Origin of the sequence: Skermanella aerolata KACC 11604, from assembly GCF_000936425.1 — a bacterium.
GTDB classification, from domain to species: Bacteria; Pseudomonadota; Alphaproteobacteria; order Azospirillales; family Azospirillaceae; genus Skermanella; species Skermanella aerolata.
This window is the reverse complement of record NZ_AVFK01000031.1, coordinates 1-13,022: the sequence shown is the minus strand read 5'-3', so window position 1 is coordinate 13,022 and position 13,022 is coordinate 1. Positions and strand designations below refer to the sequence as shown.

At 64.7% G+C, this 13,022-nt stretch carries 12 protein-coding genes and 1 tRNA gene; 5 read left to right on the top strand and 8 right to left on the bottom strand.

The annotated features are described in order from the left end of the window. Window positions 1-33 precede the first annotated feature (33 nt). Window positions 34-924: a LysR family transcriptional regulator gene (locus N826_RS27990; RefSeq protein ID WP_044434262.1), complete on the bottom strand. Its 891-nt coding sequence runs from the start codon at window positions 922-924 to the stop codon at window positions 34-36. Between the two features lie 175 nt (window positions 925-1,099). Between N826_RS27990 and N826_RS27985 the strand changes: the two genes are divergently transcribed. The 4 genes from N826_RS27985 to pcaB all read left to right on the top strand — a co-directional run bounded on the left by N826_RS27985 (window position 1,100) and on the right by pcaB (window position 5,831). Then, window positions 1,100-2,272 carry a 4-oxalomesaconate tautomerase gene (locus tag N826_RS27985; RefSeq protein WP_084721243.1) on the top strand — a complete coding sequence of 391 codons (1,173 nt, stop codon included), beginning with the start codon at window positions 1,100-1,102 and terminating at the stop codon, window positions 2,270-2,272. A 90-nt stretch (window positions 2,273-2,362) separates the two neighbouring features. Beyond that, window positions 2,363-3,223, top strand: coding sequence for an HTD2 family dehydratase (locus N826_RS27980; protein ID WP_044434260.1), 861 nt, complete (start codon window positions 2,363-2,365; stop codon window positions 3,221-3,223). A gap of 11 nt (window positions 3,224-3,234) precedes the next feature. Then, a complete protein-coding gene (locus N826_RS27975) occupies window positions 3,235-4,416 on the top strand; it encodes a CaiB/BaiF CoA transferase family protein (RefSeq protein WP_044434258.1) in 1,182 nt (393 codons plus the stop codon). A gap of 59 nt (window positions 4,417-4,475) precedes the next feature. Next, window positions 4,476-5,831 carry a 3-carboxy-cis,cis-muconate cycloisomerase gene (gene pcaB, locus N826_RS27970; protein WP_044434256.1) on the top strand — a complete coding sequence of 452 codons (1,356 nt, stop codon included), beginning with the start codon at window positions 4,476-4,478 and terminating at the stop codon, window positions 5,829-5,831. 7 nt (window positions 5,832-5,838) lie between these two features. Here pcaB and N826_RS27965 read toward each other — a convergent pair whose 3' ends face one another. The 6 genes from N826_RS27965 to N826_RS27940 all read right to left on the bottom strand — a co-directional run bounded on the left by N826_RS27965 (window position 5,839) and on the right by N826_RS27940 (window position 10,903). Continuing rightward, window positions 5,839-6,276 (bottom strand): hypothetical protein, encoded by a 438-nt coding sequence (locus N826_RS27965; RefSeq protein WP_147040959.1) that lies wholly within the window; start codon window positions 6,274-6,276, stop codon window positions 5,839-5,841. Window positions 6,277-6,416: 140 nt separating this feature from the next. After that, the gene (locus tag N826_RS27960) at window positions 6,417-7,133 is read right to left on the bottom strand and encodes an ABC transporter ATP-binding protein (protein WP_044434252.1); all 717 of its coding nucleotides are present in this window, start codon (window positions 7,131-7,133) and stop codon (window positions 6,417-6,419) included. Continuing rightward, on the bottom strand, window positions 7,130-7,924 hold the full coding sequence (locus tag N826_RS27955; protein WP_044434250.1) for an ABC transporter ATP-binding protein: 795 nt from the start codon (window positions 7,922-7,924) through the stop codon (window positions 7,130-7,132). The genes N826_RS27960 and N826_RS27955 overlap by 4 nt, the downstream gene beginning before the upstream one ends. After that, window positions 7,921-8,778, bottom strand: a complete 858-nt coding sequence (locus N826_RS27950; protein WP_211099406.1) for a branched-chain amino acid ABC transporter permease — start codon at window positions 8,776-8,778, stop codon at window positions 7,921-7,923. Before N826_RS27950 ends, N826_RS27955 begins: the two co-directional genes overlap by 4 nt. Window positions 8,779-8,780: 2 nt before the next feature. Continuing rightward, entirely contained in the window at window positions 8,781-9,662 is an 882-nt protein-coding gene (locus N826_RS27945; RefSeq protein WP_044434248.1) for a branched-chain amino acid ABC transporter permease, read from the bottom strand. 98 nt (window positions 9,663-9,760) lie between these two features. Continuing rightward, complete coding sequence (locus tag N826_RS27940; protein ID WP_044434246.1) at window positions 9,761-10,903, bottom strand: ABC transporter substrate-binding protein; 1,143 nt, start codon at window positions 10,901-10,903, stop codon at window positions 9,761-9,763. A 304-nt stretch (window positions 10,904-11,207) separates the two neighbouring features. On the opposite strand from N826_RS27940, the gene N826_RS27935 reads away from it, so the two are divergent. Beyond that, on the top strand, window positions 11,208-12,638 hold the full coding sequence (locus N826_RS27935; RefSeq protein WP_044434244.1) for a GntP family permease: 1,431 nt from the start codon (window positions 11,208-11,210) through the stop codon (window positions 12,636-12,638). A gap of 228 nt (window positions 12,639-12,866) precedes the next feature. On the opposite strand, the gene N826_RS27930 is transcribed toward N826_RS27935, so the two are convergent. Further along, window positions 12,867-12,943: transfer RNA gene (locus N826_RS27930), tRNA-Met, on the bottom strand. Between the last annotated feature and the right edge of the window lie 79 nt (window positions 12,944-13,022).

Below are 13,022 nucleotides of genomic sequence, written 5' to 3'. Positions count from 1 at the left end.
GCATATATTTCGATCATTGATGCGTATATCGCATCAACCTTTCCAAGACTCCAGCAGCATATCCAGGAATTGCGCCGCCGTCGGCGACAGCACGCCGCCGTGGCGGCGGACGATTCCGATGGTCCGGGAAATCTCCGGCTGGACCACCGGGATCGTCCGGATGATCGGGTGGTCTCCGGCTGGCGTTGCCAGTTTCGGCAGCAGAGCGACGCCCAATCCCGCCTCGACCAGCCCGAGCGAGCCGGACAGGTGCGTCACCTCGTACGACCAGTTGAGGCGCAGCCCTTGCTGGGTCAGGGCGTTCTCGATCAGGGCGCGGTTGCCGCTGCTGCGTCCGACCGTGATGACGCGGTGCGGTTCCAGCTCCTTCCATGTCACCTGCTGGCGCGAGGCCAGCGGATGGTCGTGTCGGCAGGCCAGCACGAAGGGATCTTCGGCCAGCGGCATGAAATCGATGTCGGGGTGCGACGCCCCGATGAAGTTGATGCCGAAATCGGCATCGCCGCGCGCCACGGCCTCTAGCCCCTCGTTGGCGCTGACATCCAGGATGCGGATGCGGATGCGGGGATAGGCCGAACTGAAGCGGCTGATCGCGCGCGGCAGGAAATAGAAGACGGCGGTCGGCACCGAGGCGATCGACACCAGGCCGCCGCTTCTTGCCCCAAGGTCGCGGATGCTGAGGACCGACGTTTCGAACTCGTCCAGGAAGCGCCGGACCTTCGGGATGAAGTCGCGGCCGACCATGGTCAGCGCCACATGCCGGGTCGAGCGCTCCAGCAGGGGAGCGCCCAGGCTCTCCTCCAGCTTCTGGATACGACGGCTGAGAGCAGGCTGAGACAGGTTCAGCGCCTTGGCGGCGCGGTGGAAGCTGCCCAGGTCGGATACCGCGATGAAGGCCCTGAGATCGACAAGCTCGAAGTTCATCCGGTCCTCCCTGAGTGTGACGTCACGCCGCGACTACGGCTTCCCATTGTTCCGTTAAGCGGAATAATAAAGCAGATCTTTGCATTTCACAAACATCCAGCGAAGCCGGATAGTCCTGCCAACGACGAATTCACAAGCCGGCACAAAACGCCGGTTCCGAGGGAGGACGAAAGACATGACGACAGGCGACCAGATCCAGATCCCCTGCGTCATGATGCGCGGCGGTACGTCGCGCGGACCTTTCTTCCTGGCCTCCGACCTGCCCGCCAACCCCATCCAGCGCGACGCCGTGCTCCTGTCGGTGATGGGCGCCGGCCACGATCTGGAGATCGACGGCATCGGCGGCGGCAATCCGCTGACCAGCAAGGTCGCCATCGTCGGCCCCTCGACCGTCCCCGGTGCCGATGTCGATTACCTGTTCGCCCAAGTGAAGGTCACCGAGCGGACCGTCGACACCTCTCCCAACTGCGGCAACATGCTGGCCGCCGTGGCACCCTTCGCGATCGAAGCCGGCTTGGTCAAGGCACAGGACGGTATCACCTCCGTCCGCATCCACAACGTCAATACCCGTAAGCTGATCGAGGCGCGTGTCCTGACGCCGGACGGCAGAGTGACGTATGAGGGAGACGCCGCGATCGACGGCGTCCCCGGAACCGCCTCCCCCATCCAGCTCGCATTCCTCAACGCCGCCGGCTCCAAGACCGGGCGGCTGCTCCCGACGGGCCAAGCGACCGACTGGATCGACGGGGTGGAGGTATCCTGCATCGACGCCGCCACTCCGGTCATGCTGGTCCGGGCGGCGGATCTCGGCAAATCAGGGTTCGAGGCGGCGAACACATACTGCACGGACCGCACCTTCATGACCCGGCTGGAAAGCCTTCGGATCGAGGCCGGCCGGCGCATGGGCTTTCCCAATGCCGCCGATCTGGTCATCCCCAAGCCGGTGCTGATCGCTCCCGCAGTCAACGGCGGCACGCTTTCCGCCCGCTACTTCATGCCCCATGACTGCCACCGCGCCCTGGCCGTCACCGGAGCGGTCGCGGTCGCCACCGCCTGCGTCACGCCCGGCACCATCGCGGCAGCGATGACCGGGCCGATAGCATTGCCCGCCGACATCACGATCGAACACCCGTCGGGCCGGATCGCGGTACGGCTCGAACCCGACAAGGATCAGGCGGCGCCCGTTGCCAGCATCCAGCGCACCGCCCGCAAGCTGTTCGAAGGCGCGGTCTTCGCCCGGCACTCGCACATGCCCTGCGAGATCGCGCCTGTCCGCCGTACCATGGGATTGGAGAGCGCCTTTCTTCAGCCCGCCCCCCAACCCTTTGCCGCAGGGCCGCGTCCCTGACACTGTGACGGATAGACGGGACCTTCCAGTACGGGATCCCGATCCGGAAGACGCTGTTACGACAAGAAACGAACGAGAGGAACGCGCCCCATGAATTCTCCCGGCAACTCACTCAAGGAATGGATCGGCCGGAGCGAAACGGTTTCGGACGTGGTCACGCCCACCCCCTACGCCGCCCTGTCCGCGACGCTCGACCGCCCAGCCGAAAGGCCCGCTCCCGGAACGCCGCTCCCCGCGCTCTGGCACTGGCTCTTTTTCCTGCCGCTCCACCGCCAGTCTGAAATTGGGCCTGACGGACACGCCAAGCGCGGCGGTTTCCTCCCGCCGATCCCCCTGCCCCGGCGCATGTGGGCCGGCAGCCAGTTCCAGTTCCACGAACCGGTCCGGGTCGGCGACGCGGTAACGCGGGTTTCGACCATCCATGACGTGACGGAGAAGTCGGGGCGCACCGGTCCGCTGGTCTTCGTCAAGGTCCGCCACGAGATCAGCCGCGAAGGCAGCGGAAAGGTCGCCATCACGGAATTCCACGACATCGTCTACCGCGAAGCCGCCAAGCCCGACGATGTCGCCCCGCCGCCCCAGCCGGCACCGAAGTCTTCGGAATGGGAAAAGGGCTGGGTCCCCGACGACGTGCTGCTGTTCCGTTACTCGGCCCTGACCTTCAATGGCCACCGCATCCACTACGACCGCAAATACGTGACGGAGACCGAGGGCTACCCCGGCCTGATCGTCCATGGTCCGCTGATCGCCACGCTGCTGCTCGACCTGCTGCGCCACAAGCTGCCAGACGCCGAAGTCGCCGAATACCGCTTCAAGGCGGTCCGCCCGACCTTCGACATCAACACTTTCTCGGTCCACGGCGAACCTGAAGCGGACGGCAAGACCTTCCATCTCTGGGCCAAGGACCACGAAGGCTGGCTGACGATGGATGCCACTGCGGTCATACGGTGAGGAACGGGAACATGAAACCTCTGGCAGGAATCACGGTCGTGACGCTCGAGCACGCGATCGCCGCACCGTTCGCGACGCGTCAGCTCGCCGACCTCGGCGCCCGCGTCATCAAGGTGGAGCGGCCCGGCGTGGGAGACTTCGCGCGCGGCTACGACGAGCGCGTCAACGGCTTGGCATCCCATTTCGTCTGGACCAACCGGTCCAAGGAAAGCCTGACGCTCGACGTCAAGCACCCGGAAGCCCGGACCATCCTGAAGCGCCTGATCGCCGAACAGGCCGATGTCGTAGTCCAGAACCTCGCACCCGGAGCGGCAGCCCGCCTTGGCCTGTCCTATGAAGCACTGTCCGCCGAAAAGCCGGAGATCATCGTCTGCGACATCTCCGGCTACGGCAACGACGGTCCGTACCGCGACCGCAAGGCTTACGATCTGCTGATCCAAGGCGAAGCCGGCTTCCTGTCGGTGACCGGGACCGAGGAAACCCCGTCCAAGGCGGGTCCGTCGATCGCCGACATCTCCGCCGGGATGTACGCCTATTCCAGCATCCTCGCAGCCCTGATCCAGCGCGGCAAGACCGGGCGCGGCCAGCATCTCGACATCTCCATGCTGGAATCGCTGGTCGAGTGGATGAGCTACCCGCTCTACTACGCCTATGACGGCGCCACGCCACCCGCCCGCGCTGGAGCCAGCCACGCCACCATCTACCCCTACGGCCTGTTCCCGGCCGGCGACGGCAAGACGGTGCTGCTGGGCCTCCAGAACGAACGAGAATGGGCCGCCTTCTGCTCGATCGTGCTGCGGCAGCCCGGTCTTGCGTCCGAAGAGCGCTTTTCCAGCAACTTCCGGCGCAACGCCGCGCGGGACGATCTGCGCGGGATCATCGTCGAGGCCTTCTCGACACTGACCGCCGAGGACGTCATCGCGCGGCTCGACGAGGCCAAGATCGCCAACTCGCGCGCCAACGACATGCACGATGTCTGGGACCACCCGCAACTGAAGGCTCGTGACCGCTGGCGAACCGTGGAGACGGAACGGGGCAGCATCCCGGCGCTGCTTCCGCCCGGTTCCTGGGAAGAAGGCGACCCGCGCATGGACGCGGTGCCGGCGCTGGGCCAGCACACCGACGCGATCCTGACCGCTCTGGGCTATGCGCCGGACCGGATTGAGAGCCTGCGCGCCGAAAAAGCCGTCTGAGTCGCGGCACCGCCGCCGCCCCTTCGAAAATTTCACCTGATTACAGGAAGGCTTGAATCATGCCCTCAACGATCGTGGACTCCGCCATCTTCGGCAACATCTTCAGCACCGACGCCATGCGGGCCGTGTGGTCGGACGAGAACCGCACCCAGAAGTACCTGGACATCGAAGCGGCCCTGGCCCGTGTCCAGGCCCGGCTGGACATCATCCCGCAGGAAGCAGCCGACGAGATCGTCAGCAACTGCACCATAGACAAGATCGATATGGACAAGCTGCGCCAGCAGACGGAGCGGATCGGCTATCCCGTCCTCGGCGTCGTTTCTCAGCTCAACGCGCTGTGCCGCGACAAGCTGGGCGAGTTCTGCCACTGGGGCGCCACGACCCAGGACATCACCGACACCGCGACGGTGCTTCAAATCCGCGAGGCACTGAAGATCGTCGAGGACGATCTGGCGGCCCTGTCAGCCGGGCTGGCCGATCTGGCACGGCGTCACCGCGATACCCCGATGATCGGGCGCAGCAACCTCCAGCAGGCGGTTCCCGTCACCTTCGGCTACAAGATGGCCGGCTTACTCGCCGCCGTCGAACGCCACCGCGACCGGTTGGACGAGTTGCGCGCCCGCGTCGTGGTCGGAGAGTTCGCCGGAGCCGCCGGCACGCTGGCCTCGATCGAGCGCGGCGCCATGGAAACTCAGGAAGGTCTGATGGCCGAACTGGGCCTGGGCCAGCCGGTCATAGCGTGGCACACCGTCCGCGACAACATCGCGGAAGTCGGCTGCTTCCTGGGACTGGTCGGCGGCACGCTCGGCAAGCTGTCGATGGACGTCAAGCTGATGATGCAGACGGAAGTGGGCGAGGTCTACGAGCCCTATGCCCATGGCCGGGGCTCCAGCAGCACCATGCCGCAGAAGCGCAATCCGATCTCAAGCTGCTACATCCACGCCGGCATCTCGGTCGTCCGTCAGCATGCCGCGGCCCTGATGGACGCCATGGTCGCCGATCACGAGCGTTCGACCGGTCCGTGGGAGATCGAGTGGATCGCCCTGCCGGAATCCTTCTGCCTGCTGGCCGGCGCCCTGAGACAGGCCCGCGCCGTGGTGAGCGGTCTGGAAGTCGATGCCGAACGGATGCGCGCCAACCTCGACATGACCAACGGGCTGGTCATGTCGGAAGCGGTGATGATGGGCCTCGGCCCGTACCTGGGCCGCGAATACGCCCATGACCTGGTCTACGACATCTGCCGGGAAGCGCTGCGTCAGAACCGCCCGCTGCTCGACCTGCTGGATGAAACGCCCGCGATCTCCAAGCACCTGACCCGCGCCGAACTGGCGAAGCTGTGCGACCCCGCCAACTACCTGGGCCAGTCCGGCGTCATGGTCGACCGGGTGCTCAGCCGGGTCCGTCCGGCGGCTTAAATCGCCGTCAGGCGATCAGGCCGGCCATCTTCGCCAGGGTCAGGCGCCAGCCGCTTAGGCTTCGGACCTTGTAGCCGATCTCGGCGGCGCTGCGCATCTCCTGGGTTTCCAGGCGGTTGCGCAGCCTCGCCATCTGGTGCTGGTCGCGGCGCGACGCCGCTTCGTCGTCATGCAGCGCCTGATCGCGGCTGGGGGGAGGGTCGGAGGTGTCGAAGCCTCCTCCGGCCCGGCGAAGGGCGGCGATCGGTTCGGCCCCTTCCCGCATCAGTTCGGCCGCCTTCTCGATGAAGGGCTTGCCGGCTTCCGGCACACGGACAGTTACGCTTGCCAACCCGGACGCGGAATCGGACGAGGATGTCTGTGACGCCTGTGCCGCCTGCTGCTGCGCCCGCTGCGTTCCCCGGTTCTTCCGGCGTCCTGACGCGGCGTTGTTCGTTCTTGCCATGGTACCACCGAAAATTGATTTCCCGCCGGGAGCCGCCGGAAGGAAAAACCTGCAAACCTGCGGCAACCCTATGGGATTGCCGCCCGTGGGAAACTTTTATCCTAACCGGGTAGGATGTTCGACCGGAAAAGCGATAGTCATCAGTGCCCGCCCAGGTAGGCGGCCGCCACGTCGGGGTTGTCGGCGATCTCGGCGCCCGGTCCGTGGAGCATGATGACGCCGCTTTCCAGCACATAGGCGTAGTCGGCGATCTCCAGGGCGGCCTGGGCGTTCTGCTCGACCAGCAGGATCGTGGTGCCCTCGCGCTTCAAATCGCCGATGATGCGGAATATCTCCTCGACGAACAGCGGGGCCAACCCCATGCTCGGCTCGTCCAGCAGCAGCAGGCGCGGCGCTCCCATCAAGGCGCGGCCAAGGGCCAGCATCTGCTGCTCGCCGCCGGACAGCAAGCCCGCTTGCTGGGTCAGGCGTTCGCGCAACCTGGGGAAGCGATCAAGCACCTGGTCGCGCCGCCGTCCGAACTCGTCGCCTCCCGGCGCCTGAAGGCCGCCAAGTTGCAGGTTCTCGTCTACGGTCATCTCGGCGAAGACCTGGCGGCCTTCTGGGACCTGACGGATGCCGAGCTTGGCGATGCGGTGGGCGGCGGTGCCGGTGACGTCGGCACCGTCGAAACGGATCGTCCCCGCCGTTGGCTTCAGCAGGCCGGACAGCCCTCGCATCGTCGTCGTCTTGCCGGCGCCGTTGGCGCCGATCAGGCAGACGACGCCCCCCGCCGGCACCGACAGGTCGATGCCCTTGACCGCCGAGGTGCGGCCATAGCCCAGATGCAGGCCGGAAATTTCAAGCAGAGTGCTCATGCGCCGTGCGCCTTCGCCAGACGGGCGGCAACCTTGGTGCCGAGATAGGCCTCGATCACGGCCGGGTTGTCGCGAACCTCGCGCGGCCCGCCCTCGGCGATCTTGCGGCCGAAGTTGAGCACGGTGATGCGGTCGCACAGGTCCATCACGAAGCCCATGTTGTGTTCGACCAGGAGCAGCGTGATATCGCGCTTGGCGACCTGCCGCAGCAGAGTGCCGAGGTCGCGGGTCTCGGTCGGGTTCATACCCGCCGCCGGTTCGTCCAGCAGCAGCAGCCTGGGATCGCCGGCAAGGGCGCGGGCGATCTCCAGCCGGCGCTGATCGCCGTAGGACAGGTCGCCGGAGCGAACCCTGGCTTTGTCGGCCAGCGATACGAACGCCAGCAACTCCATCGCCTTGTCGCGGGCGGCGCGTTCCTCCCGCCGGAATCCCGGCAGGCGCAGCAGCGAGGCCACTCCGGAAGACTTCAGGCGGGTATGCATGCCGGTCATGACGTTCTCGACCACCGTCATGTCGGAGAACATGCGAATGTTCTGGAACGTCCGCGCCACGCCGAGCCGCGTCCGCTGATAGGGTGGAGCGGAGGTGACGTCGCGGCCGTCGAGCGTCAGGGTACCGGATGTCAACGGCAGCAGGCCGGAGATCAGGTTGAACAGCGTCGTCTTGCCGGCGCCATTGGGGCCGATGATACCGTGGACGCTGCCGGCCGAGACCTCGACATCGACTTCGTTGACGGCGAGCAGGCCGGTGAACTGCTTGGTCAGGCGGCTGGCCGAAAGCAGCGTCGTCATGGAGCTCTCCTCAGCCGGAAGGGGATCACGCCGCGCGGCAGGAACAGGACGGCCACGACGATGATCAGCCCGTTGATGACGAGGCGGAAGTCCTGGAGCGGGCGCAGGATCTCGGGCAGCGAGGTCAGCACCAGCGCGCCGATCACCGGCGCTATCGGCGTGCCGATGCCGCCGAGCAGCGCGAAGCTCAGGATCGTCACCGCCATTTCGAAGCCGAATTCGTTCGGGCCGATGAAGCTGTTGCTGTGCGCGGTCAGGCAGCCGGCCAAGCCGGCGAGCATCGCGGAGACGACCAGAGCGCCCATCTTATAGACCGGCAGGTTGACGCCCATGACGCCGGCAACCGCTTCGTCCTCCCGCATCGCCTCCATCGCGCGGCCGATCTTCGACCGCCCGACCGCCCAGAAACCCAGCACCGCAAGAAACAGCAGCAGGTAGATCAGCCAGAGATCCGCCTTGCGCGGAATACCGGAAAGGCCAAGCGCGCCGCCGGTCAGCCACTCCGCATTGATATAAAGGACGCGCAGAACCTCGCCCAGCGCGATGGTCGAGATCGCCAGATAGACGCCGCTGAGCCGGAGCGTCGGACCGCCGATCACCAGGGCGACGACGGCGGGCGCCAGCGCGGACAGCGGCAGCACCAGCCAGAACGGCAGGCCGAGGTTCAGCGTCAGCAGCGCTCCGGTATAGGCGCCAATGCCCATGAAGGCGGCCTGCCCCAGCGACAGCTGGCCGACCGCCATCACGCAATACATCGACAGCGCCAGCAGGCCATGGACGCCGAGCGCGTGGATCAGCGTCTCGTAGGTGAAGAGGAAATCGTCGAGCCATTCGGCCATGGTCATGCCATCCATCGTCAGGCCCTCTTCGCTTGGGCGCGGCCGAACAGGCCGACCGGGCGGAACCACAGGGTCAGCACCAGGATGGTGAAGGCAACGGCTTCCTTGGCATTGGAGGAGATGTAGCCCGCCGTCAGCACTTCCAGCACGCCCAGCAGCACGCCGGCGATCAGGGCGCCCCGGATGTCGCCGAGGCCGCCGATGATGATGACGGCGAAGCCGCGCAGCATCATGTGCTCGCCCATGAAAGGCTGGATGGCGTTGAAGTTGAGGCCGATCAGGACTCCGGCGGCTCCCCCCAGCGTGCCGGACAGGAACGACACCGCCGCGACGGTCAGGCCGACATTGATGCCCATCAGCCGGGCGGCGTCCTCGTTCTCCGCCAAGGCCCGGATCATCAGGCCCAGCTTGGTGCGCTGGAGCAGCAGAAACAGGACGGCCACCAGCACGAAGGTCGTGCCGACGATCAGCATCTGGACCAGGGAGATCCGGATGCTGCCGAACTCTATCGCCGTGTTATCGACGAAGCCGAAGGGGAAACGCTGGATATCGGTGCCGATGAACACCGCCATCAGCGAATAGAGCGCCAGCACCGCACCCAGCGTCACCATCAGGGACGACAGCTCGCCGGCCTTGGCCCGGCGCAGGCGCGTCAGCAGGACCCAGTCCGCGACCACAGCCACCACTCCGGCGGAAAGCGCTCCGACCGGCAGGGCCACCCAGATATTGGCGCCGAACTCGCGAGCGACCGTCAGCGCCACGAAGGCGCCGATCGTAAAATAGAAGCCATAGGTCAGGTTGATGACCCGGAGCACGCCGAAGATCAGCGTGAACCCCAGCGCGAACAGCGCATAGGTCGAACCCAGCACCAGGCCGTTGACCAACTGTTGGGACAGCATGAGTGCGAACGCCAGTTACCTTTTGAGAAGAGCGTCCCGCAAAACGGGAGTGCCGCCTGAAGCGGCGGCACTCCCTTAGCACGGTATGGAACCTGGAACTACTCCAGGATTTCGAAGCGGCCGTTTTTCATCGACAGGACGACAACGCCTTCGTTGGAGGCCGGATCGCGGCCCTCGGTGAAGGTGAACGGCCCCATCACGCCGTTGAAGTCGGTCTTATAGAGCGCTTCCCGGATCTTGTCGCTGTCGGCGGCGCCGGCGGTGTCGATCGCCTTCGCCACGATATACATCGTGTCATAGGCCTGGGCCGCGAACTGGTCGGGGTCCTTGCCGTAGCGCTGCTTGAAGGTGGACACGAACTTCTCGTTGGTCTCGCCCTTCTTGGCGATGAACCAGGGGCTGCCGACCAGCAGACCGTCCGCTGCGGTGCCGGCGATCTCGCCCAGCTTCGGCGAATTGGCGCCGTTGCCGCCGATGAAGCGGACGCTGTCGGGAATGCCGAGCTGACGCGCCTGGAGGACGACGCCCGAGATCGGCTCAACCAGGGCGGAGATCGTGATGGCGTCGACGTTCAGGCCCTTGATCTTGGTGAGCTGGGCCGAGAAGTCGGCGTCCTTGCTGCCGAAGGTCTCGATCGTCGCGATCGTCAGTCCAAGCTGCTCGGCCGCCGCCTTCATCGAATCGAAGCCCGATTTGCTGAAGGCGTCGTCGTTGGCGTACATCATGGCGATGGTCTTGACGCCGAACTTGTCCTTGGCGGCCTTTAGCGTGACCGGCACGACATCGGATTCCGGCAGGGCGGTGCGGAAGATGAAAGGACCGATCTCGGTGATGCCCTTGGCGGTGGTCGAAGTGCCGATGGTCACGACCTTGCGGTCGTTGGTGACGGGACCGACGGCGAACATCTCGTTGGACAAGGTCGGACCGATGACGACCGGCACCTTGTCACGACCAACCAGCTTGCGCGCGGCGTTGACCGCCTGATCCTTGTTGCCGGCGGAATCTTCGACGATGAGCCCGAGCTTCTTGCCGCCAAGCACGCCGCCCGCCGCATTGATCTCGTCCATGGCGAGTTCGAGCCCGCCCTTGATGGCGGTGCCGTAGGCTGCGCTCGGGCCGGACAGGATCTCGATGGCGCCGACGGTGACCGTCTGCTGGGCCATCACCGGCGAGACCAGGAGCGAACCGCTCATCAGCGAACCGAGCGCTGCCGCTCCCACTCTCGAAAGCAACCTGGACATAAAATTTCTCCCTGCGTGCATGACCATGCCGGCCCTTGGTGCGGGAACTTGACCGGATGGACTGGAAAATGCAAGGCCGGCAGGGGTATCCGGGTCAAACGCCAACGATGCTCAACAGCGAACGGTCGCTTGGTTGCGGTACTATCTCCATGTCGGTGACTGCGGTCCCTCCTCCTCGGGTAGGACGATTGGCGGAGCGAATGGCAAAAATTCCCTCGAAGGCACTAATAGTATTTTGAAGGGTTAGTTGCTTCGTTGCGGCACGTGCGCCAAGACAGCCAAAATCCGATAGGGAGGAAGCACTATGGTCGGCCTGATAGGCATTATACTTTCGCTCGCATTACTCATGTATCTGGCATACCGCGGCATCACTGTCTTGGTACTCGCACCGTTTCTCGCTTGCCTTGCAGTGGTATTCGCGGGCGACCTTCCTTTGCTGGCAACTTACACCCAGGTATTCATGAACGCCGCCGGGCGTTTCGTAATAACTTATTTCCCGCTGTTCTTGCTCGGCGCCTTGTTCGGCAAGCTGATGGACGACAGCGGCTCGGCCCGGACGATTGCCCACTGGATCGTAGAGAAACTGGGAGCGGAGCGTTCGATCCTGGCGGTCGTACTGGCCTGCGCCATCCTTACCTATGGCGGCGTCTCGCTGTTCGTCGTGGCCTTCGCTGTCTATCCCATCGCGGTTGCCCTTTTCCGTGAGGCGCAGATTCCCAAGCGGCTAGTCCCCGGGGCCATCGCGCTGGGTTCGTTTACCTTCACCATGACCGCTTTGCCCGGTACTCCGGCGATCCAGAACCTTATACCGATGCCTTATTTCGGCACCGACGCCTTCGCCGCCCCCGGCCTGGGGATACTGGCGGGCGCTATCATGCTGGGCGGCGGCACCGCTTGGCTAAACTGGCGTCATCACCGCGCCCGCACCGCCGGCGAAGGCTATGGCGTGCATCATGGTGATCCGCAGTCTGTAACGCGGCGTCCGCGTTCGGCTGGCGCTATGGCGGTGGAACAGGAAGAGGTCGCCGCTCCGGGTATCGCAATCGCCATCCTGCCGATCATTCTGGTGATCGTGCTGAATTTTGTCTTCACCAACTATATAATCCCAACTTGGGAAACCGGTTACTTGGCCGAGCCTCAATACGGCTCCACCACGGTGGATAAGGTCAAGGGAAGCTGGTCTATCATCATCGCTCTAGTCTTGAGCAGCGTGGTCGTCGTGGCGCTCAATTGGAGTATCATGCGGGAGCGGGTCGTCACGTCGGTCAACGAGGGCAGCCTTGGCTCCCTGCTGCCGATCTTCAACACAGCATCGGAGGTCGGCTACGGCGCGGTCATCGCTTCGCTGGCGGCCTTCACAATCGTGCGCGACTTCGTAATCAACCTGTCGCCCGACAACCCATTGATCTCGCTGGCAGTTGCGGTCAACGTGCTGGCGGGCATCACCGGCTCGGCCTCTGGTGGCATGAGCATCGCTCTGGAGACCTTGGGCCGGACTTATGCCGAGATGGGACAAGCCGCCGGAATGAATCCGGAAATCCTGCACCGGGTCACTTCCATTTCATCCGGAGGTTTCGACGCGCTGCCCCACAATGGCGCCGTCATCACTCTGTTGGCTATCTGCAAGCTGACTCACCGCCAATCCTATGCGGACATCGGCATGGTGGCGGTCGTCATCCCCGTAACGGCTTTGATCGTGATAATCGTGCTGGCAACCATGTTCGGTTCGTTCTAGACAGACGAGCCGCTCCCTTTTGGCAGATTGTCGGCATCGGCTTCCGCCGGAAGGGAGCGGCGGAAGTCGAACGCCACTTCAAGCCCCCTCCCCTACCCGACCGCACAATCCGCCGGTTTACTATACGTCTCTGGTCTGTGGCGTCTGGCACGCAGCTTGAGTGGACCCGAATCGCCACCTGAAAACGGAAAAAAGCCCGTCCGGGCTTGTGGCCTGGACGGGCTGATTTGGTTGCGGGGGCAGGATTTGAACCTGCGACCTTCAGGTTATGAGCCTGACGAGCTACCGGGCTGCTCCACCCCGCGTCAGGGTGTTCGGACATCGGCATGTGAGGTGAGAACGAGTGACGGTTTGGGACACAGTGGCGTCGGCTTTTCGGCTTTG

Coding starts and splice junctions, on each gene's coding strand:
- N826_RS27990 (WP_044434262.1), bottom strand. CDS start 924: ATGAACTTCGAGCTTGTCGATCTCAGGGCCTTCATCGCGGTATCCGAC.
- N826_RS27985 (WP_084721243.1), top strand. CDS start 1,100: ATGACGACAGGCGACCAGATCCAGATCCCCTGCGTCATGATGCGCGGC.
- N826_RS27980 (WP_044434260.1), top strand. CDS start 2,363: ATGAATTCTCCCGGCAACTCACTCAAGGAATGGATCGGCCGGAGCGAA.
- N826_RS27975 (WP_044434258.1), top strand. CDS start 3,235: ATGAAACCTCTGGCAGGAATCACGGTCGTGACGCTCGAGCACGCGATC.
- pcaB (WP_044434256.1), top strand. CDS start 4,476: ATGCCCTCAACGATCGTGGACTCCGCCATCTTCGGCAACATCTTCAGC.
- N826_RS27965 (WP_147040959.1), bottom strand. CDS start 6,276: ATGGCAAGAACGAACAACGCCGCGTCAGGACGCCGGAAGAACCGGGGA.
- N826_RS27960 (WP_044434252.1), bottom strand. CDS start 7,133: ATGAGCACTCTGCTTGAAATTTCCGGCCTGCATCTGGGCTATGGCCGC.
- N826_RS27955 (WP_044434250.1), bottom strand. CDS start 7,924: ATGACGACGCTGCTTTCGGCCAGCCGCCTGACCAAGCAGTTCACCGGC.
- N826_RS27950 (WP_211099406.1), bottom strand. CDS start 8,778: ATGGATGGCATGACCATGGCCGAATGGCTCGACGATTTCCTCTTCACC.
- N826_RS27945 (WP_044434248.1), bottom strand. CDS start 9,662: ATGCTGTCCCAACAGTTGGTCAACGGCCTGGTGCTGGGTTCGACCTAT.
- N826_RS27940 (WP_044434246.1), bottom strand. CDS start 10,903: ATGTCCAGGTTGCTTTCGAGAGTGGGAGCGGCAGCGCTCGGTTCGCTG.
- N826_RS27935 (WP_044434244.1), top strand. CDS start 11,208: ATGGTCGGCCTGATAGGCATTATACTTTCGCTCGCATTACTCATGTAT.